Source organism: Bradyrhizobium sp. S3.2.6 (assembly GCF_040546885.1).
Lineage (GTDB): Bacteria > Pseudomonadota > Alphaproteobacteria > Rhizobiales > Xanthobacteraceae > Bradyrhizobium > Bradyrhizobium cytisi.
Genome location: NZ_JBEPOS010000029.1, coordinates 17,976 through 38,893 on the forward strand (window position 1 = coordinate 17,976; position 20,918 = coordinate 38,893).

Sequence of the window (20,918 nt, forward strand, 5' to 3'; positions counted from 1 at the left end):
ACCGCGCCCGATTTGGGATCGGCCTAGTTGGCGGCCACGAGATAGACGTCTTGTTGTCTCTGATCCGAGTTGTTGTCGTTTGCACAGTTCCCCACTACGGGATTGCAAGCCTGATAGCCCGCTGGCGAGAAATGCGTCGCATGAGCCTGGGTTGCCTTGAAGGGTATCGCGTGGTCGGGAGACCAGATTATCGCCGGCCTGTATTGCGCAATGTCCTGCTGCAAGCGAGCGACTTTTCCGAGCTTGCCCGTGACGACTTGTCGAAGCGACTGATCGACCGAGTTGGTCCAATCAAGCCCATTGAGGCTCACACTGTCCTGACGATAGACGACGACCTTGCCAGGGCGTAGATCGCCGAGCTCGGCGAGCGCCAGGGGCCGGTCCGTCGGCATGGTCGCAAGCTGAAAGTGGAGGTCAAGGCGCTTTTCGACGACAGCCAGCTGAATCACACCGCCCCGCTTGCTCGCGGACGATCGAGCCAGCCCGTCCGTCCAGTCGACATATTCCGCAAATCGGTAGAGATCGGATTGCGCCTGCGGCGAGCCATCGGCAAATCGGGCATTCACTTCCTCAAAGAATCTCTGACGATCGTTCAGCGGGCGCGCGATCCTCGTCTGAACGCTATCGACGGCGGCCTCGATGTTGCCACGCTCGATTTGCACGAGCCCACGGCGCATCGTCAGCTCCGGTTGATCTCCGTACACCCTGATGAGGCGATCCAGGTCGCGGAGGGCCGCGTTTGGCCCCTGCTCCTCGAGGAGCTTTTGATTGACCTGGAGATCCCTCTTGATTTGAGCGTCAATGGCACGGCGGGCCGTCGCAGGATCGGCGGCCATCTCGGCTGCTGCCTTGCGAAAATCGCCGCTGCGCAGATTTGCCGCAAGCTCGGCCTCAACCCGATTCACATCCGACAAACGGACAACGGGGTTGTTCTCATTGGCCGCCGCTTTTCGAATGGCAGCGATGTCATCTGGTCCAAGCCGCCTGGCTATGCGAATTGCTTCGCCTGCACTCCCTTCCTTTGCGCTCAAATGCACGGCGTCCGATGGCGGCTTGATCCATGCGGAAATGCGTGTTCCGCCGCCAGCGTCGATGTCGATCATCCGGACATCGGTCGGGCTGGCGTCCGTCGCAACGCGCAACAAGGGCTTTCCATCGTTTGCGGCTTCGAGAACGAGATGGCCCCGAAGAGCATCGAAGAGCTGAGCTTCGTTGACGACAGATGCCTGCATGTTGCGAAGAGACTTATCCTCTGCCGCCGCCGCCCGCAATTGCCAGCCTTCTGCGATATCGACATTGAGCTGCTGCTCCGGCGCGAACTTCACCCACCGCGGTGAATCACTCAGCTTGACCGCATATGTTGCCTCGCCTGGAAACTTGACGACCATCTCGACCGTGGCGTCCCTCAGCAACAGCAGATCTGGCTCGCTCGACGCGCTCAAAGTGCGCGCTATCGCATGCGCCCGGTCGATCTCTCGCGCACGCCAGCCGACGGTGAACCCGTTCTTCGATGTCCCGATTTCGAGGTCGCCGATCGGGACGCCTACGTTGCGCGTCTCGACGCGAACGGCGTCGCCACGCAGAGCAACCACACGCTCCACATCGCCTCCGGCCAGCTGCGCGGTAGCCCCCCGGAATTTTGCACCGGGCTTGGCCCGCGCGACAGCCGAAGCGGTGTTCGAGTCGATATTCGTAAGCTTGAAGTTCGAGCCATCGAGCGTGGTCAGCGAATCCTTTCCCTTGGTTGCCGCATAGTCCAGATTTGAGCGGAGCACCGACTTCTCGATACCTGACGCCAGAGGAGCACGATGTACGACTTCCTTATTCGCAAGACTGACACCTCCGCGAGTGACTGGTCCGCTGAGTAGAGGTAGAGCTTCAGTCGTTGTGCCCTTATAGCCGGCCGGCAAGAAGCGAATGCGATCCCATAGTCGAAACTTCAATTCCGGGTGACGCGAAATCCAGTTTGGAAAAATGTTCGAACGATCGACGGCAACATTGGCCAGAAATCCAAGCTTATCTCCCTCATTCACCTCGTTCAGCCAGCCGATCACGATGCTCCACTTCATGAGCTGATTTAGGCGTTCATATTCCGGTTCGTAGCGTGCGACCTCCTGGTAATGGTCGTTCCACCAATCTATCGGCGCGGCGAGAAAGGCGGAGGCCTCGCCTTCGACGCCAGGCCTGAGCGCGTTCGAGCCAGCCGAATAGATGCGCGTCGCATTCCGCGCCAACAAGACCGCACTCTTTTGATCGCCAATCTGGAAGCCGAGATTGGAATGCCCGAACCAGAGGCGGGCATGTCCAAATTTCATTCTTTCGGCGGCATAGATTGTCGAGCTGGACACCGAAGGATGATCCACGAAGTCGGGGATCTTTTCTCGCCTAGGTGAGCTATCCGCATAGTCGATTGCCCAAAGCTTCGCCAGCAGATCCGTATAGAACAGGATCATCCCGGCCTCGGTACCTTGTAGCGCCCCGTCGTACCGAGCAGCTTGGTACGAGTTATCCCTCTCCATGCGGTCAAGCCGCTCGGCAACATCCTGCCCATCTTCGCGGAAGCGGAGCCTACGAAGCGGAACGATGTCCCCTTTTGAGAGCGCTACCGAGGCGGCCTGAGCGGCTTCTTCAAACTGTGCGCCCAGCGTCGCGAACCAGGGCATGGTTTCGTCGAAAGTCCGCTTCAAACCGGGAAAATCGATTTCAGGATCGAGCGAGAATCCGCTGCCTTTAACAATTTTCAGATCGTGGCGCTCTTGGATCAATTGCTCTTCGACTTGACGCCGATCTCCTTCCATTTGACTTTCGAGGAGCCGCAGCTCGTAATCACTATGAGCCTGCTTGTATCTCCAACGCGCCTTGAATTCGCTTTCAGCTTTTTTCTCACGCAAATCCCAATCAGCAAGTGCTTTTTGGATCGTCTGCTCTGCCTGCCAAATCGTCGCGACCTGCTCCACCTCGATCGATCTATACGGACGGCTGAGAATCTGACGTCCGCCAAGCAGCAAGCCGTCCGAGGTTCTACGTGCGTAGGTGAGATCGGGACCCTTCTTCATAAACCCTTCAAGGTCCGAGAGCTTGGCAACCTGCTGCTCAAGGTACCCGAACTCAGCTGAAAACAGCGTCGCATAATCGATATCGTTCCGTCTCGTCAGCGCAGCACGCGCATGCTGGCCGTCGAGTTCATATTCAACCACAACAAGCCGTTCAAACTTATCGCCGAGATTCTTCCGTTGCTCGTCGGCGATGGATGCCAGAAAATCCTTGCGCTCGGATGGACTTCTCGCCGCCGGTATCAGTGCCAGCACCCGGCCATCGCCGATGAAACGGGAACGCGTCTCGCCGAATTCAAAGCTTCCGACGGGCCGCATATAGCCCTGACGAGAGGTGGGAAGGTCGTAGAAGGTCCTGCTATACTCCTCGGCGGATGGCTTCAGTGCAGCGGCCGCCGAAAAAAGCAGCCAATCTAGATATTGGTCGTCGCGCTGCCGCGCGGTGAAATCGGCGAAGCTGACTTCGTCCGTAGCAAAATCCACAGATCGGCTTTGGTCTGGCGGAAGCTCCAGCCGCTGAGTGGGTTCGCGCTGCAGCGAAGCGCTTGGGGGCGCCGCCTCTGCGACGTTTGAACCCGCCAGACGAGAGTTCCGGCCGGCACACAGGTAGATCAGTTGCGCCGCGCAAATCGCGAATACCACGATGGAAAGAAAACCGAAGAGCCGTTTCATGGATTTTTTCCCCCGTTTGGCATCGCGCTCGCCAATTTCCGATAGCTTTGGATGCGCGCCAGCGCGGTCTCGCTAAGCGGCTCAGGCAGGTTGGAAAACCAGATGCTGAAGGCGCGTGCATAAGCGTCCAGCACTACTTCCCGGCGCGGGTCGGCGATTTGCAGCGGCGGCGCATCGAGGAAGCGCTCAGCCGCATCGATCGCGGCCGCATCGTCATTCCCCTGAACCGCCTGCCGCAACTGCTCGAATGCGGCGTCCCGGATGCGTCGATTTGGCAATTCCAGTGCGTCGCGCCGGAGAGCCTGCACTTGCGCGATGCGGAGGTCGTTCTGCTGAAGGGTCCAGGCGTCGAGAAAGCGTTGCGCCTCCGCGGCTATGATCTTTTCCCGATCAGGGCCGGCTGCGGTCGTGATTGCCGAATACGCCTGCGACTTGGCACGCGATCCCTGCCGGTCGGCGAGGGAGACGCCAAGCACGGCAATTGCTGCGACAGCAGCAGCCGCTGCCAACAGCCGGTAGCCAGGATCCTGCGTCCCAAACAACCAGAACCACAACGGCTCCGGCTTCTGCCGTACCCGCTTGTCAGGACCGGGAATCGAGAAGGCGGCCGCTGCTTCTGGAACAGGGTGGGCTGGCGCAGCTCCTCGCTCCGTCTCCGGTTGACTGGCGTTCTCACGCCGCCGCCGCATGATGAACGCGGCAATGGCTTCTGCTGAAATCGCGAGATCGGCAATGACTGGCTCAGAGCTCGCTTTGTCGCGAAATGCGGCGGCAATATCCGCGATGTCCGTTCGCTCCGATCCATAAAGCTCGCCAACAACCACAAACAGCTTCAGCAGCTCCTCGTCGGCAGGTTGCGGTTTGGTTTGAAGGCCGATGTCTTGCCATAGCGTTCGGGCATTGGCCCGCTGGCGTGCAGCTGCGATCTGCTCCGGGTGCTCCGACTTTATGTACTCATCCAGCGGCGCAAACCCCCGCCTCGCCTCGGCCTGGAGGCGCACTCCTTCCGCGTTCAAGGTCATGTTGCCGGCCGCACGCAGTTGGCTTTCAACCGCCTTCATTTGGGCCTGCAGGTTGTTCATGTTTTCGACCAGCTGCGACATCGTCTCAACCGCGACATCCAGCGTGGGAGCGAATACGTGCGCCTTGCGCGAGGCGACCAAAGCATCAGCCAGCCGTCCGCCGTTGGCGAGACGGATACTCTGCAATTGGTAGAGTTGTGCGAGCAGGCTGTAAATCATCGTCCAATCGGGATTCGCCGACCGCGTCCGCTCGAGAACCTCGATCTTTCGATCAAGCCATTTTGCATCGGAGATCTCGTCTCCTTTGCTGGGCGCTCGATCGAGGGCGTGACGGAAGTGAAGCAACGCCAGACGTTCCTGCGAGGCAACATCGTCCGGGCTCAAGGCGAGATATTGCCCGGCACGCGCGATCGCCTCGTCCCATCTCTTAGCCGTTTGGAGCACCTCCATTTCCGCTTCAATTGCTGGCCCGAGCAGGAGAGCGGCTTCGGCAGGTTGCACCTTCTGCACTTCCAGGAGTGTACGAAGGAAGGCCAGATGAACGAAGGCACGATCGTCGGGATCCAAGCGCACTTTCGCGAGCTGTCCGTTGGCGAACGCGATATGCGTGTCGATGAATAACTCGTTGACGATCAGGTCCCGCATGATCTCCGGGCTGGTCACTGATTTCTGCTCGAGCGCGGCGCACGCCGCCTCCCAGATATCGAGACGCGTGGAGGCGGCCCGCAGCTGACTGTTGCATTCGCGCCAGAAGAAGTCGGCGCGCTCGAACTCGCCAGCCAGCTCCGCTTCAAACGCGAGGCGATGAAGCAAGAGCAGCCGCGCAAGCTGCTGAATAGGAGATAGGCCACGGCCTGCGTGTCTCTGCTGCCAGGTCAGTTGCGGATAGGCCAAAGCGAGCAGCGCGCGTCCAGGACGAACCGGGGTCTCGCCTGATCCGTTCGGACTGTACAGATTTGGCTCGATAGCGGGAAGAAACCGCTGTCCATCCGATTTTCTAACAAGGAGATGCGGCATCACGTCCCCCAAGCTAGCTCAGCTCCCGCTAAGATAGTAGAATCAACGACATACACTACGAAACGGATATTTGGTGCGACGGTCGGCCGATGCGCGGACCCTGCCGACATTGATTCCATGGTTACTACGGGCCAAATATGAACTGCTTCACAATCGCCGAAATATCTGCTGGTCTACGATGTTTTTTGGATGATTGATTGGCGGGGCCGTGAGGCGCCGCTAAGAGATTTTTCGTGGCTCCATTCGACCCGGCTTTCGAGGTCTCAACGTCATGACACGAACCCTTTATGCGGCACTGGTCGGCATCGATGCCTATCAACCGCCCGTTCCACCCCTACGGGGCTGCGCAAACGATATTGATGCGATCGCCCTCCTGCTCGAGGCGTTCAGCAAGACCAGCGGCTTCACCCCTGAATTGAAGGTGTTGAAGGATGCCGACGCGACGCGCGCAAACGTCATTGACGCGTTCCGCGCACACCTTGTTCGGGCGGGCGCCGACGACATCGCTCTGTTCTACTACAGCGGTCATGGCTCGCAGGAGCGCGCGCCGCCCGAGTTCTGGCACATCGAGCCGGACCATCTTAACGAAACGCTGGTGTGCTACGACAGCCGCGATGAGAACAGCTGGGACCTCGCCGACAAGGAGCTCGCGGTTCTCATCGCCGAAGTTGCGGCGCGCAAACCGCATCTGGTCTGTGTTCTGGACTGTTGCCATTCCGGAAGCGGAACCCGCGCATCGCTGGAGGAAGGCGTTGCGATCCGCCGCGCCCCTACTGACCAAAGACCGAGACCGCTGGAGAGCTTCCTCGACGGCGCGTTGACAGTGAGCCCTCGCCAGGAAAAGGCCTCGTCCGACACCAATTGGCTCGTGATGCCGGCCGGCCGGCACGTGCTGCTCGCAGCGTGCCGCTCGAGCGAAACCGCCAAGGAAGTCAATGAGAACGGTCGACCACATGGCGCTTTCACCGCGGCACTGATCGCAACATTGCAGCAGAGTCGCGGTGCGATCAGCTACCGCGACTTGTTGAAGCGGGCCGAAGCGCAGGTCCGGCTGCGCGTAGCCCAGCAAGTGCCGCAGATCGAGGCCAGCGTCCATGCTGACCTGCTGCAGCCGTTCCTCGGCGGCGCTGTCGAACTGGCCCATGGGACATTCACTTTGAGCTTCGATCGTGGACTTGGCTGGATCATCGATGGTGGCGCCATCCATGGCATTGCCGGACCGCAAGGAACGGAAACCACCAGTTTTGCGGTCTTTCCGCTCGCAGCCCAACCAGCCGACTGGCAATCGCTCGATGCGGCGGTCGGGCTGGCCGAAGTTCGGGAGGTCCGGCCGGAGCTGAGCTGCGTCCGCGTCAAGCTTACCGCTGGCGATCTCGACAGCAATCTCACCTATCGCGCAATCGTGGCGGCAACACCTCTGCCGCCGAAGCAGGCCTACTTCGTCGGAGAGGCGACCGCACTGCAGTCACTCCGGCAGGTATTCGGCAACGCCACCGCGCCAAGCAACGCCTCGCTCGTGGTCCGCGAAACAGCTACGGAAGAGACCGCCGATTTCCGCATCATGGCCTCCCCAACCGGTTATCGCATCAGCCGGGCCTCGGCCGAGCGTCCGTTGATCGCCGAAATCGAAGGCACCGGCGAGCCGGCCGCACGGCTCGTGCTGTCACGCCTGGAACATGTTGCGCGATGGCAGGCGGTCGCAGCGTTACGCAATGACTGCACTCGCCTCGGCAATTCCCCTGTGGAGCTCACGATGTACCTGCCTATCGCTGCCGGTCGTGGTACGATGTGGGAGGAGGTCGATGCGCGCAGTGAGACCCGACTCTCCTATACCCGCGGGGCCGACGGGAAATGGACAAAACCACGGTTCCGCCTGGCGCTGACCAACAGCAGCGATGTCGATCTCTATTGTGCGCTGCTATGGCTTGGCGAGAGCTATTCAATAGCCTCGCTGTTTCCTGCAGGCGCGCTGTTGCTTCCGAAGCAGAGCGAGATTGTGGCAAACGACGGCAAGGCGTTCTACGCCGCAGTTCCCGACGAAATGTGGAACGCTGGCCGCACCGAACTCACCGATCACATCAAGCTCATCGTCAGCCGCGAGCAGTTCGACCCCACGCTTTTCAACCAGGGCCCGATCGATACTCACGCCCGTACTCGCGACGCCAAGGGTCTTGTTCGACCGCGCTCAGTGCTCGAACGATTAGCAAACCGCGTTCATACGCGCGACGTCAGCACCGAGCCTGACGATGGCGAGTTGCTGGGTGACTGGACCACAAGCGATCTGTCTTTGACCGTTGTCCGCCCGCGCGAAGCTGCACAGGCACCACCGGAAGGGGCGACGACCGAGCTCGGTGCCGGTGTTACTCTGATCGGACATCCCGCCTTCAAGGCGCAGGCGAGCCTCGTTTCCGTCACAGGTGTCGGCCGCGCGCTCGGCGCACTAGGCACGCCTGCGATCTTTCGCGACGACCCGGCATTGTCGCAGCCCTTTCTGTTCGAGACCGCGCGAGGTAGCGATCCAGGTCTCGGCGCACTGCAACTGACAGACATCCGGAATGCGGAGGCGGTCACGCCTGCAGCGCCGCTGCGCCTGAGAGTCGCCGCAAACCTTGAACCGGACGAGCACGTGATCCCCTATGCCTGGGATGGCGAATTCTATCTGCCGCTGGGAGGTGGACGCCTGGTCGGCGGAAACGTTGAGATCGAGCTGCGGCAAATCCCTGTTTTCAGTACGGCCGAGGACGTCGAGCGCGGAATCATCAGCTCCATACGGATTATGTTCCAGAAGATCGCCAGCCCATATCTGCCGATTGAGTTCGATTACCCACACCTGGCCGCGGTCGGGTTCGACGCCGAAGGAAATCCAACCTATGACAAGACCGTTGCGGTGGTGCGCGAGAAGGTCGCCAATGCAAGCAGAATCCTGCTGTATGTCCACGGCATCCTCGGCGACACCAGAGGCATGTCAGCGGCTGCGATCGCCGATATCGCGATCCCAGGTTCGCATGCCGCGTGCATCGCCGACCGCTACGATTTACTGCTCGCATTCGACTACGAGAATATCAATACGAGCATAAAGGCCACGGCCCGCGACCTGAAACAACGTCTAGCGACGGTCGGCCTCGGCGCCGATCATAGCAAGACCCTGCACGTCGTGGCACATTCGATGGGTGGATTGGTCTCGCGCTGGTTCATTGAGCAGGAGGGTGGAAACCAGGTCGTACAGCATTTGGTCACGCTGGGCACGCCTCACGCCGGCTCGCCTTGGCCGACCATCGAGAATTGGGCCACGGCGGCGCTCGCCATCGGTCTCAACGGCCTGAGCCAGGTGGGCTGGCCGCTGAAACTATTGGGCGACCTTGCCGGTGCGATCGAGAAGGTCGATGTCGCTCTCGACGAGATGGCGCCCGGCTCGCCGTTCCTGACGGATCTCGCGGAAAGCAGTGACCCCAAGATCCGCTACACATTGCTGGTCGGAAACACCTCGATCATCCCGGCTGCGATTGTCAATGGAAGATTAAACGCCCTACTTGCCAAGCTAGCACCGCAGCGCGTTCTGCATGACTTCACATCACTTGCTTTTCTCAATAAGCCGAACGATATCGCCGTAGCAGTAAGTAGCGCCCAGGCGGTTCCGCAGCAGCGGGCTCCGGCGCCGACGATATCCGAGGTCACCTGCGATCACATCACCTTTTTCACTACGGAAGCCGGCCGCAAGGCCCTTCTGGCCGCCCTGCAAGGAGCCTGAACATTCTGCCCATAGAAACGCCCCTCTGTCCGAAGCTTTAGATGCAAGAAGGCGCCCGCTCCGACTGATAAGCTTTGCGACCAAAGCTTATCAGTTAGCGGACTGACCCCATTTATCGGTTCTCCGGATCAGTCCGCCATCTGACTCCATTTGCGACCAAACTTTTTCGTCATCGATGATGCCGGGTCGCCGCCTTTGTCCTCTCGCTGGTCCTGCGCTGAAATGAATATTTCCTGGCCGCATTGCTCACCAGCACCGACGTGAAGACACTGCCGGCGATGGTCCGCGATTCAGGCGGGCGAAGGCATCAGCCGGTCGTCAGCGGCCGCGCCGTCGACGGCCGCGATCGCACCTCTCGTCATCGTCGGCATCTTCCTTGAACGACCCATGCTTAGCGGTTCACGAGGGGTACGGTGAAGTAGCGGCGAGCAATATTGTGAGATCAACTACGGCCGATCGATGCGGTGCACCTCTCCCGCGCAAAGAGAGGTAAGCCGAGTCTTCGGCTAGTACCGCTTCAAGCGTATTCATCCGGTCCACCTCGGAACAGGTGCTTCCGATTCCAGCAAGCGCGCGGCCTTGAGATCGCTCCAGAGCGCGGCAGGCACCGTGGCGCTCAGCGCTGCCACGTTGCGCTCGACCTCCTGCGCATTATGCGCCCCGAGCACTACGCTCGCGACCGCGGGATGACCGAGCGCGAAATGTAGTGCAGCCGTTGGCAGCGCGACGCCATGAGCTGCGCAGATACGCTCGATTTCGGCAACCTTCGATAGGATCTGCGGCGGCGCGTCCTGATAATTGTACTTGGCGCCTTTGATGGCGCCCGTCGCCAAGATCCCCGAATTGAAGACGCCTCCGAGCAACACCGCGATGCCCTGCTTCAGCGCAAGCGGCATGAACTCCTTGAGCGCCGGCTGCTCCAGCAGCGAATAGCGGCCGGCGAGCAGCATCACCTCGAAGGAACCGGCTTGCGCAAAGCGCACGCACATCTCGGCTTCATTGACGCCGATCCCGATGCCCTCGACGACGCCCTCCGCGCGAAGCTTGTCGAGCGCTACATAGGCCCCGGACATCGCTTCGCGAAACCGGTCCTCAATCGCGTCCTTGCCATGGGTCCACACATCGACGTCATGGATCAGCAGAAGGTCGATGCGGTCGGTGCCTAGCCGCAACAGCGACTGCTCGACCGAGCGCATTGTGCCGTCATAGGAATAGTCGACGACTGCCCGGTGCGGCTGTCCGCCGACAAATCCGGACCGAGTCTTCGGCTGATGAAATGGATCCATCCAGCGACCGGTCTTGGTGCAAAGCACCACGTCCTTGCGTGGCACGCGCCGGAGCGCCGTTCCACAGCGATGTTCCGACAGGCCATTGCCATAGTGCGGCGATGTATCGAGCAGATTGACGCCGAGCTCGAAGGCGCGGCTTGCAGCGGCGATCGCAGTCTGGTCGTCGAGCTCAAGAAAAAGATCGCCGAGCGGTGCGGTTCCGAACCCGAGGATGGAGACTTCGAGCCCGGTTCGGCCAAGTGTGCGTCGCGGCAACGCTGATTGCGAAACCATGGTGGATTGCTCTCCCTTTTCCGCGTCTCAATCGCGCGCTGGTCTCATTGGCAACGACGCGCAGGGTATGTCTTTGCCGTCACCTGTCAACGCGAAGAATGCGCGCCCCTTGCAAGGCTATTCCTATCACGACCATGGCTTGAAGCAGGCTGGGTCGGCGCCGGGGCCGGAGACAATCTTAGGACCTGCCAGAGCACTCATCGACGACAGCAGCAAGCCGACGCAAGCCAACCTCGCCAGACGAAGCGTCCACGTTTCTCCCAAGGAGTTTGCGTGCCACTCTAACGCGGCGCATAGCCATGCCGAGAATTGACCGTCCCGTGCGCGTGCCGGGCTAGGATGGCATGCGACCTGCGATACTGACAAGTTGAGGGCTGGCGCCGGGCGCGAAACATGATGAGAACGCACGGTCGGACGATGACATTTGCGGGAAGCGAAAACGTAACAATGACAGTCAGATGTTCGTGGCCAGCAGGGGATTGTGCAACAGCGAAGCTGGCCATAGCCGGCCTTTCATGGTCGCACCCACGCGTGTGACGAAAAAAATGACACTCAGGGAAAAGTGTGAATCGCCGTGCGAAGCCGAACGAGGCCCGCTTGCTGAATGTGGTTTCTGAAGCCAAGGCTACTTGCTTTCGTCCGGTGGCGTGGCGTTGCTTCGCTGACATGATCGCTCGCAGCTCCTCACTCAGCAGCTCAAAGGTGAGACCAGGTATCGCACTGCGATGGTGGTGGCGAACATGTCACTCGCTTGACACGTTCTGGAGCGCCGGTCTCTAATCTGCCTCGAGGTCCTGCGGTTGGGACAGGCAATACTTTCTGCCCCCAAGCAAGAACAGGGTCGACTGCCCCACCCAGCGGCTGTCAGGTCAAGGGTGCGGAATCCAAGATAGTTTCCTGGGAGGGAAAGATGGACAGACGCCAGACGCTCAAGCTGATCGGTGGTACGGCCGCGTTGGCCGGTGCCGGTTTTCCGGGCTTTGCCTTTGCGCAAGCCCAAAAGGAAATGGTCACGGTCGTGAAGATCGCGGGAATTCCGTGGTTCAACGCACTTGAAAAGGGAATCCAGAAGGGTGCGAAGGATTTCAGCATCAATGCCACTATGGTTGGTCCGGCGAACGTCGATCCGGCACAGCAAGTAAAGCTCCTAGAGGATTTGATTGCCAAGAAGGTCAACGTGATCGGCTTGGTGCCGCTTGATGTAAAAGTCTGCGAGCCCGTGCTGAAGCGCGCCCAGGCCGCCGGAATCAAGGTCATCACGCATGAGGGTCCGGAACAGGAAGGCCGCGACTGGAATGTGGAATTGATAGACTCCGTTCGCTTCGGCGAGGTGCAGATGGAACGTCTCGCCAAGGACATGGGCGGCGAAGGTGATTATGTAGTCTATGTCGGGACTCTTACGACGCCGCTTCACAACAAATGGGCCGATGCCGCGATTGCCTACCAGCAGAAGAATTTTCCGAAAATGAAGCTCGTCGCCGACCGCTTCCCCGGTGCCGACGAGATCGACACCAGCCAACGCACGACGCTCGACGTGATCAAGGCCTATCCGAACCTGCGTGGTATTCTCGGCTTCGGTTCGAACGGACCAATCGGGGCCGGAAATGCTGTGCGTCAGCAACGCCTCGGCAAGAAAATCGCCGTCGTCGGCACCGTGCTGCCGAGCCAGGCGAAGTCGCTTATCGCGGATGATACGATCCGCGAAGGTTTTCTGTGGAATCCCACCGATGCGGGTTACGCCATGGTCGCGGTGGCCAAACTCGTGCTCGATGGCAAGCCGATCACGGATGGCGTCGATGTTCCCGGCCTCGGCAAGGCCGCGGTCGATGTGGCCGGCAAGCAGATCAAGGTCGACAAGATCATGCGGATCAACAAAGAAACCATCGACGGACTGATCGCCGGAGGACTCTAGAACTACACCGGCCCAGCCGCCTCGTCGCGCCGCATTCCCGGCTTTCTGGCCGGGAATGCGATCCTCGTCGAGGCGATCGCTTGACAAGCGGTCCCATTACAGGACGAAGCCTTGACGACTTTCCTGGAGATGTCCGGCATATCAAAACGTTTCGGCGGCGTGCATGCGCTTCGCGACGTCGATTTGACGCTGGAGGTCGGAGAAGTGCATTGCCTTGTCGGCGAAAACGGATCCGGCAAGTCGACGCTGATCAAGATCATTTCCGGCGTCGAGGCGCCAGAACCAGGAGGCCGGATCGTCATTTCCGGCAAGGAGTACCCAAAACTAAGCCCGGTCTACTCCACCCATTGCGGCATTCAGGTCATCTATCAGGATCTATCGCTATTCTCCAACCTCACCGTCGTCGAGAACATCGCCATGGCGCACCATCTTGGCGGCGTCCACACGGTGAACTGGTCCTCTATGCGGGCCATCGCCATGGCCACAATGGCGAAGGTCGGTATTGAGGTCGATCCGGAAACAAAAGTCTCCGAACTGAGCATTGCCGGACGCCAGCTGGTCGCGATCTGCCGGGCCCTGGCGGCGGATGCCAAACTCCTCATCATGGATGAGCCGACAGCGTCGCTGACCCGCCACGAGGTCAACACCTTGATCAAGCTCGTCAGCGACCTGAAAAGAAGCGGTATCTGCGTCGTATTCGTGAGCCATCGCCTCGACGAGGTGCTTGAGATCGCCGAACGCGTGACGGTGTTGCGGGACGGCGCCAAGGTAGGCACTTTTGCCGCAGCGACCATCGACGGCAGCAAACTCAGTCACCTGATGACCGGGAAGGCTTTCGAGTATCAGAAACAGGTGCCCGACCTTGCCGTGGGTGCGGTTGTCCTCGAAGTCCAGGGCCTTGGCCGCGATGGTGACTACGACGATGTGAGCTTGCAATTGCGCGCCGGAGAAGTCGTGGGCCTTACCGGATTGCTCGGATCGGGCCGAACCGAGCTCGCACTGTCGCTGTTCGGCATGAACCCGCCCGATCGAGGCACCATGGCGCTTGACGGCCACCGCATCGCGCTGAACACGAATGCAGACGCGATCCGTCGAGGCATCGCCTACGTATCTGAGGACAGGCTTACACTCGGCCTCATCCTTGACCAGTCGATCACGTCGAACGTCACGCTGACTGTGTTGGATCGTCTCGCTGGTGCATTCGGCCTGATTGGCGCACGCGCGCGGCAAAGCCATGTTGCACGATGGGTCGCCGAACTCGGAATCAAGGTCTCTGATCCCGACAACCCGGTCAAGACGCTCTCCGGCGGCAATCAGCAGCGGATCGTGCTCGCCAAATGGATGGCGACCAACCCACGGGTGCTCATCCTTGATAGCCCAACGGTCGGTGTCGACATCGGCGCCAAGGATGGGATTTATGAGATCATCCGGCGGCTTGCCCGCGAGGGCGTCGCAGTGCTGATGATATCAGACGAAATCCCCGAGGTGCTTTATCACAGTCACCGCGTGCTGGTGATGCGCGAAGGGCGTTTGACTACTGACGTGATGGCCGCAGACACCTCCGAAGATGCGCTTCGGCAGGCAGTCAATGCCTGAATCGCGGTTTGCTTCATTTGGCAGGTTTCGGCGCAGCCACGAGTTCTGGCTGTTGATCGTGATCCTCGTGCTCTGCGCCAGCCTGGGCGCGGCGAACGGTCAGTTCCTGACCATGCAAAATCTGTTTGACCTGCTGACCTCCTACGCATTCGTAGGCATCCTCGCCCTTGGACTGCTCGTGGTGCTGATCGCCGGCGGAATCGACATCTCCTTCACGGCGACGGCATCGGTGGCGCAATATGTCACACTTACGGTGGCGAACGCATACGGCGCAAACTGGATCTGCGTTTTTGCGATCGCGATCGGCGTTGGCGGTACGCTCGGTGCCCTCAATGCGATCTTCATCCAGAAGCTTCGGATACCATCAATCATCGTGTCCGTGGCAACGTTGAACATTTTCTATGGGCTGCTAATTTTCTTCACGGGCGGTAAATACATCTATTCGTTGCCCGACTGGTTCGCGACCGGGATATTCTGGTTCGAGTTCGATTGGGGCAAGGATACGTCCTACGGCGTCAACCTGCAGATCCTTGCGCTCGGGTTCTCGTTTCTCTTCACCTGGATCCTGCTCAATCGTAGCAATATCGGTCGTCAAATCTACGCCATGGGGGGCAATACCGATGCCGCGCAGCGACTCGGCTTCCATGTCTTCGGCCTCAACATGCTGGTCTATTGCTACATGGGGGTCATGGCCGGTATCGCCTCGCTGGTCCAGGCGCAGCTTGCACAGTCCGTCGCTCCGACGGTGCTGGTGGGCAAGGAGCTCGATGTGGTTGCGGCCGTCGTGCTCGGCGGCGCCAGCCTGATGGGCGGCGTCGGCACTGTTTTCGGCACGTTTCTGGGGTTGGCACTGCTCGCCATCCTGCAGAATGGGATCATTCTGCTGGGCGTTTCGTCCTACTGGTCGCCATTTTTTGTCGGGTTGGTCATTCTGATCTCGGTCTCGGCCACAGCCTGGTCGCAGCGAGAACGGCGCCCCCGGAGCGCGCGGCCATGAGAAATGCGTCCACCCTCGCGCTTCGCGGACGCCTGATCCGTTTGGCCGGCAGCGGGACGATCGCAACCCTGATATTGTTGTTGGTCGCGCTCTGGTTGGTGTTCGCCATCACCATCGGCGATCGGTTTTTCTCCGTCAACACGCTGCAATCGATGGCCTTCCAGATGCCGGAGCTCGGCATCCTTTCGCTTGCGATGATGCTGGCCCTGCTATCTGGCGGCCTCAACCTTTCCATCATCGCCACCGCTAATCTCTCCGGACTGACCATTGCCTTCCTGCTGACGCACTACATTCCGGGCACTCAGGGCATTGCCTGGGCCGGCGTGCAGGTGCTGGCAATTGCGGCAGGGTTTGCCGTCGCCGCACTGGTCGGCCTCGTCAACGGATTTGTCATCGCCTATCTCGGCGTTTCGCCGATCCTCGCAACCCTCGGCACCATGACACTCTGCAAGGGACTCGCGATCGGCCTGACACGCGGCAATGTCATCTCCGGATTTCCAGAGCCCATTGTTTTCATCGGCAATGGAACGGTTTTCGGGGTGCCTTTTGCCCTGATCGTGCTGGCGCTCTGTGCGTTACCCGTCGCGCTCATGCTAAACGCAACGCCCTTCGGGGCAAGGGTTTACATGATCGGCTCGAACGAGAAGGCAACCCGCTACTCCGGCGTCGATACCCGCGCCGTCCTGCTCAAGCTATATGTCCTCTCGAGCCTGCTCGCCGGTGTCGCAGCGGTCGTCATGCTGGCACGTTTCAATTCAGCCAACGCGGCATATGGCGAGAGCTATCTGCTCGTCACCATTCTTGCAGCAGTGCTCGGTGGCGTCGATCCATTTGGCGGCTTTGGCAAAGTCGGCGGATTGTTGCTTGCGCTGATCATCCTTCAGGTGATCTCCTCGGCGTTCAACCTTCTCAATCTCAGCCAGTTTCTCACTCTGGCGATCTGGGGTGGCATCCTGATTGCCGTTGCCGCGGTTCCTCATCTGGGCGGCAAAGTGCTCCGGTAGACAACGATGACAAGATCGGAAGCCTCTCCCCGGATCGCGGTTCTCGACATTGGCAAGACAAACCTGAAACTGCTGGTGGCGAGCGAGGACGGCTGGCCGCTCGAAACACATTCGATCCCGAATATACCGAACACGGCAGGACCATATCTTGCCTATGATCTTGCTGGGCTGGAAGAGTGGTTCCTCGACACTTTGGCCGCGGTGACGCAACGCCACACCATCGGCGCGGTGATCGCGACCGCGCATGGATGTGGCGCCGTTCTTGTCGATGGTGACGATCCAGTGCTGCCGATGATGGACTATGATGCGGTCTCGCCGCCCGAGATCGACCAGGCCTATGCCCAGATTGCGCCTGCCTACGATGAAGTATTTTGCGGTATCAGCGGCGCGATGCGGCTCGGCAAACAATTGCTCTGGCAGGAAAGCGCATATCCGGCCGAATTCGTCCGCGCGAAAACCTATCTTACGACTGCGCAGTATTTCGCCGTGCGGTTCGGCGGGCGTGCTGCAAGTGAAATTTCGCAGCTCGCGGCTCAGGGCCATATCTGGGACCTTTTCCACCATCAGCCTTCCTCCCTGATGCGCAAGCGCGGATGGGATCGTCTTCTGCCGGAGCGGGCATCCGCCGGTGCGATGCTGGGGAGGGTTTCGGAGGCCGTAGCCAGGCGTACCGGCCTGGCGCGCTCGACCGAAATCCTCTGCGGCGTGCATGATTCCAACGCCAACCTGTTCCGCTACAAGGCCGCCGGCATGGCCGATACCTCGATCCTATCAACAGGTACCTGGATGATCGGCTTTCAGCGCGGCCTCGCGCTAGACAAGCTCGACGCCACACGCGGCATGGTGCTCAATATCGATGTCGACGGTGAGAACGTACCCTCCACGCTGATCGCGACAGGGCGCGAATATGACTTGATCAGCAGAGACCACGACGCTTCCGATGCAGCTGTCCTCGCCGCATTGCCGAGTCTACTGGCCCTCGGAACCCTGGCACTCCCCTCCTTCGTTGGGGATGACGGTCTGTTCCCCGGTGCAGCTCACCGCGGACGCATTATCGGACCTCGGCCCGAGACGCCAGCCGAATGGCAGGGGTTGGCCGTCCTCTACGCCGCATTCAGCGCAAACCGCTGTCTCGATGCGCTTGGCAGCTCGAAACACATCGTCATCGACGGTGGCTTCGCCGCCAACCAGCCCTTTGCGCGCACTCTGGCAGCGTTGCGGCCATCGCAGAGCGTCTCGGTGAGCCAATCTCGGGATGGAACGGCGCTCGGCGCGGCGCTGCTGTGGCGGAGATTTTCACGTGCGATTCCGGTTTCGAGCGTGGTGCTTGAAGCTGTCACGCCACTCGGCGAGGATGAGTGCAAACGCACCCTTTCCGCCGCCTATCAATCCTGGATTTCCTTTTCGGAGCACCCATCATGACAGACCGCAATCATGCCGATCTCCGCCGGGGCATCGTCGATACCTGCAAGGAGATGAACCGAAACGGTCTCAACCAAGGGACTTCCGGCAATCTCTCGCACCGGATTCCAAGCGGCATGCTGATCACGCCGACGAGCTTGCCCTACGAGCACATGCGGCCGGAGGACGTTGTTGCGATGGATTTTGCCGCGAATTACCAGGGCAGCCATCGCCCTTCTTCAGAATGGCGTTTTCATCGCGACATTCTGCGAGCGCGGGACGACGTAAGCGTCGTGCTTCACACGCATTCCACCTTCAGCACCATTCTCGCCGTGCACGAGCGTGGCATACCCTGCTTTCACTACATGGTCGCGGTAGCCGGTGGCAACGATATCCGTTGTTCGCCTTATGCCTGTTTCGGCACACAGGCGCTATCGGATTATGCCGTCAATGCACTCGAAGGACGTAATGCCTGCTTGCTCGGCCATCATGGCTTGATCGTAACGGCGCAGACATTTGAAAAAGCGCTTTGGCTTGCTGTGGAGGTGGAGACCTTGGCGAAGATGTATGTTCACGCGCTGGCGATCGGCGAACCTCCGTGCCTCAGCGAGACCGAAATGGCGCGAGTGCACGAACAGATGAAACGCATGGGCTACGGCCAGGCGCCCGATCTTGACGACGTCGGTGATGTTCCACGCGCCATGCCCCAGTCGAAACCGGCGCCACATTGACTCAGAGTGTCGTTGAACGCGGCTGGCGTTCTCTTCGCTAAGGAAACTTGCGGCCAACTTTAACAGCCGCTGGTGATCAAGCGAAAAATGTCACACAGCGAGCGAATATCCCTTGTGAATATCGAACTTCAAGGCGCCGTCGTCACGCATCTTCAACAAGGGCAATTGGCAATCGTCCTCATGAAACGTTATCAGTCGGTCAACTGACTCCGTTTTGCTCGAAACCTAATCAGTTCGCGAACTGACTCCATTTCTGCGAATCCCTATCAGTGAGCGGACTGACTCCGTTTCGTATGAAAACTCATCAGCTAGCGGACTGGCTCCGTTCGAGCGATTTGCCCCTCAGTGCGACCTGACGCCGTTTCGGATGTTTTCGGTCGCCGTAACTGGCGACGAAGCCCACCACCTCCGCGGCCGTTTGGCTTCTCACGCGACTGGCCGACCCGCCCAGCCAAACTGTGCTCGCTCGAGCGTTCAGCTGCTCTTGCAAGATTCACAATGAGATGCGGGCGGTGCCTTACAGGAGTTTACAGCATTCTCGCGGCTCGAATTCGCATCCAGAGAAGCAGAAAACTGATTGGATTCAGCTTGTTATATGGTGGGCGCACCAGGGCTCGAACCTGGGACCCGCTGATTAAGAGTCAGCTACGAGTTGAGTACTATCAATGACTTACTGGTCGCACCACTGGGCTTATCTGGCCGAAACTGGGCATTCGTCGCACGATAATGTCGTTGCATTACCGCACTGGTTTCACATTAGAAACGACGTCGTCGGAACAAGACGAACACGTTCGAGGCAGCAGCTAAATCCCGCGTACGACGAATGCCTTTCTCAAAGGAGACGTAACTTCCCACGTCCCCTGGAGGCCGGGTTCACACACGAAAGTGTCTCCACTTTTGAAGGACTTAAGCTGCGCCGGCATGAAGGGTAATCTTGCAGCTACTGGCATCCGCCAGTTACAAGTGGCCCAGAGACGTCTCCTTTTAGACCTCGATGCCGATCAATACTTCAATCCCCTTGGAAATGTATCCGACGGATCTAGCGTGAATTCAGCCCCACCGATGATCCAGGCGCGCCCCGTGATCTGTGGGACGACCGCGGGAATGCCGTCGACATCAGTGCGGCTGACCAACCGCCCTTCAAAGCGTGTACCGAACATCGACTCGCAGACGAGCGGTTGGTTCAGTCCAATTTCACCACGGGAGTGAGCCAAGGCCATTCGCACTGAGGTGCCCGTACCGCAAGGAGAGCGGTCAAAATAGCGCGGCTCCTTGACCATGAAGTTGCGCGCCGGTGCGCCTTGCTCCGGCTCTTCTGTAAAGAGCGACGAGCTAAGCCGCCCGAGATCAATTCCTGCCGGCTGCCTGTATCGAACTTGCTCGCGCGTTGCTTTGACGACTTCCAGTCCTAGGTCAACAAGCGTGTGAAGATCCTCCTGACGAACCCGCAACCCTAGTTGCTTGACATCAATCATCGCGTACACGTTCCCGCCGTACGCCACATCGACCACAATTTTGTCAAAACCGGGCACCTCGATACGAGCATTTGGCGCAAGAACGTAGGAGGGCACGTTCGTGAAAGTCACGTTGACAGCCTTTTGAGACTCCACCCGGACGCTTGTGACAATCAAGCCGGCAGCCGTATCTAGTCGAACTTCGGTAACCGGCTCTTTGACCCGAACCAGTCCACGCTCGACAAGCATCGTGACAAGGCCAATTGTTCCGTGCCCGCACATCGGCCAGAAGCCGCCCCCGCTCATGTAGATCACACCCCAATCGGAGTCAGGGAGCACGGGTGGCGTGAGGATAGCGAACATCATGGGCCCGTGGCCCCTGGGTTCGTTCACGAGTAGATCTCGTACCCACTCCAGATTCGTCCTGGCCCACGCCAGCCGTTCGTGCATCGAGTTGCCACGAATGGGCGGCAACCCCTCGACGATGACGCGCAGCGGCATCCCCTCCGCATGCGTGTCGACAGTCCGAATGAGCACCGGTGCATTCATTGCGACTTCTCCAGGGTCTATCGATTAAGCGTTCAGCGTGGGAGCGCATTGGTGGACATTAGAAACCACGCCGAAATTGCACAAGGGAACGCTTTTTGAGAGTGATTCAACCAAAAGGAATGAAAGAGAACCTGGCCAAGCTCGCGCGCCTTTGCCTTCGCTCTAGCGAAAGTGCCCTTTCCGCGCTCGGCCTGCCCCGT

General features: G+C 59.6%; 12 protein-coding genes. 7 read left to right on the plus strand and 5 right to left on the minus strand.

The genetic code is table 11. From position 1 onward, the window contains the following. Nucleotides 1–23: 23 nt before the first annotated feature. Both ABID58_RS33040 and ABID58_RS33045 read right to left on the minus strand, forming a co-directional pair. A complete protein-coding gene (locus ABID58_RS33040; RefSeq protein WP_354037059.1) occupies nucleotides 24–3,725 on the minus strand; it encodes a hypothetical protein in 3,702 nt (1,233 codons plus the stop codon). Then, nucleotides 3,722–5,764 carry a tetratricopeptide repeat protein gene (locus tag ABID58_RS33045; RefSeq protein ID WP_354037060.1) on the minus strand — a complete coding sequence of 681 codons (2,043 nt, stop codon included), beginning with the start codon at nucleotides 5,762–5,764 and terminating at the stop codon, nucleotides 3,722–3,724. Before ABID58_RS33045 ends, ABID58_RS33040 begins: the two co-directional genes overlap by 4 nt. A gap of 271 nt (nucleotides 5,765–6,035) precedes the next feature. Between ABID58_RS33045 and ABID58_RS33050 the strand changes: the two genes are divergently transcribed. Continuing rightward, nucleotides 6,036–9,512, plus strand: coding sequence for a DUF7379 domain-containing protein (locus tag ABID58_RS33050; RefSeq protein ID WP_354037061.1), 3,477 nt, complete (start codon nucleotides 6,036–6,038; stop codon nucleotides 9,510–9,512). 527 nt (nucleotides 9,513–10,039) lie between these two features. On the opposite strand, the gene ABID58_RS33055 is transcribed toward ABID58_RS33050, so the two are convergent. Then, entirely contained in the window at nucleotides 10,040–11,074 is a 1,035-nt protein-coding gene (locus tag ABID58_RS33055) for an aldo/keto reductase (RefSeq protein ID WP_354037062.1), read from the minus strand. A gap of 910 nt (nucleotides 11,075–11,984) precedes the next feature. Between ABID58_RS33055 and ABID58_RS33060 the strand changes: the two genes are divergently transcribed. From ABID58_RS33060 to ABID58_RS33085, 6 genes are all read left to right on the plus strand, one after another. Further along, on the plus strand, nucleotides 11,985–12,986 hold the full coding sequence (locus tag ABID58_RS33060; RefSeq protein WP_007608730.1) for an autoinducer 2 ABC transporter substrate-binding protein: 1,002 nt from the start codon (nucleotides 11,985–11,987) through the stop codon (nucleotides 12,984–12,986). A gap of 111 nt (nucleotides 12,987–13,097) precedes the next feature. Next, a complete protein-coding gene (locus ABID58_RS33065; protein ID WP_354037063.1) occupies nucleotides 13,098–14,582 on the plus strand; it encodes a sugar ABC transporter ATP-binding protein in 1,485 nt (494 codons plus the stop codon). Beyond that, a complete protein-coding gene (locus tag ABID58_RS33070; RefSeq protein ID WP_354037064.1) occupies nucleotides 14,575–15,579 on the plus strand; it encodes an ABC transporter permease in 1,005 nt (334 codons plus the stop codon). Before ABID58_RS33065 ends, ABID58_RS33070 begins: the two co-directional genes overlap by 8 nt. After that, nucleotides 15,576–16,583, plus strand: a complete 1,008-nt coding sequence (locus ABID58_RS33075) for an ABC transporter permease (RefSeq protein ID WP_354037065.1) — start codon at nucleotides 15,576–15,578, stop codon at nucleotides 16,581–16,583. The genes ABID58_RS33070 and ABID58_RS33075 overlap by 4 nt, the downstream gene beginning before the upstream one ends. A 6-nt stretch (nucleotides 16,584–16,589) precedes the next feature. Beyond that, on the plus strand, nucleotides 16,590–18,005 hold the full coding sequence (locus ABID58_RS33080; protein ID WP_354037066.1) for a carbohydrate kinase: 1,416 nt from the start codon (nucleotides 16,590–16,592) through the stop codon (nucleotides 18,003–18,005). Beyond that, the gene (locus ABID58_RS33085; protein WP_354037067.1) at nucleotides 18,002–18,715 is read left to right on the plus strand and encodes a class II aldolase/adducin family protein; all 714 of its coding nucleotides are present in this window, start codon (nucleotides 18,002–18,004) and stop codon (nucleotides 18,713–18,715) included. Before ABID58_RS33080 ends, ABID58_RS33085 begins: the two co-directional genes overlap by 4 nt. 803 nt (nucleotides 18,716–19,518) lie before the next feature. Here ABID58_RS33085 and ABID58_RS33090 read toward each other — a convergent pair. Both ABID58_RS33090 and ABID58_RS33095 read right to left on the minus strand, forming a co-directional pair. Next, nucleotides 19,519–19,665, minus strand: a complete 147-nt coding sequence (locus ABID58_RS33090; protein WP_354037069.1) for a cupin domain-containing protein — start codon at nucleotides 19,663–19,665, stop codon at nucleotides 19,519–19,521. 51 nt (nucleotides 19,666–19,716) lie between these two features. Beyond that, entirely contained in the window at nucleotides 19,717–20,718 is a 1,002-nt protein-coding gene (locus ABID58_RS33095) for a proline racemase family protein (protein ID WP_354037071.1), read from the minus strand. Nucleotides 20,719–20,918 lie beyond the last annotated feature (200 nt).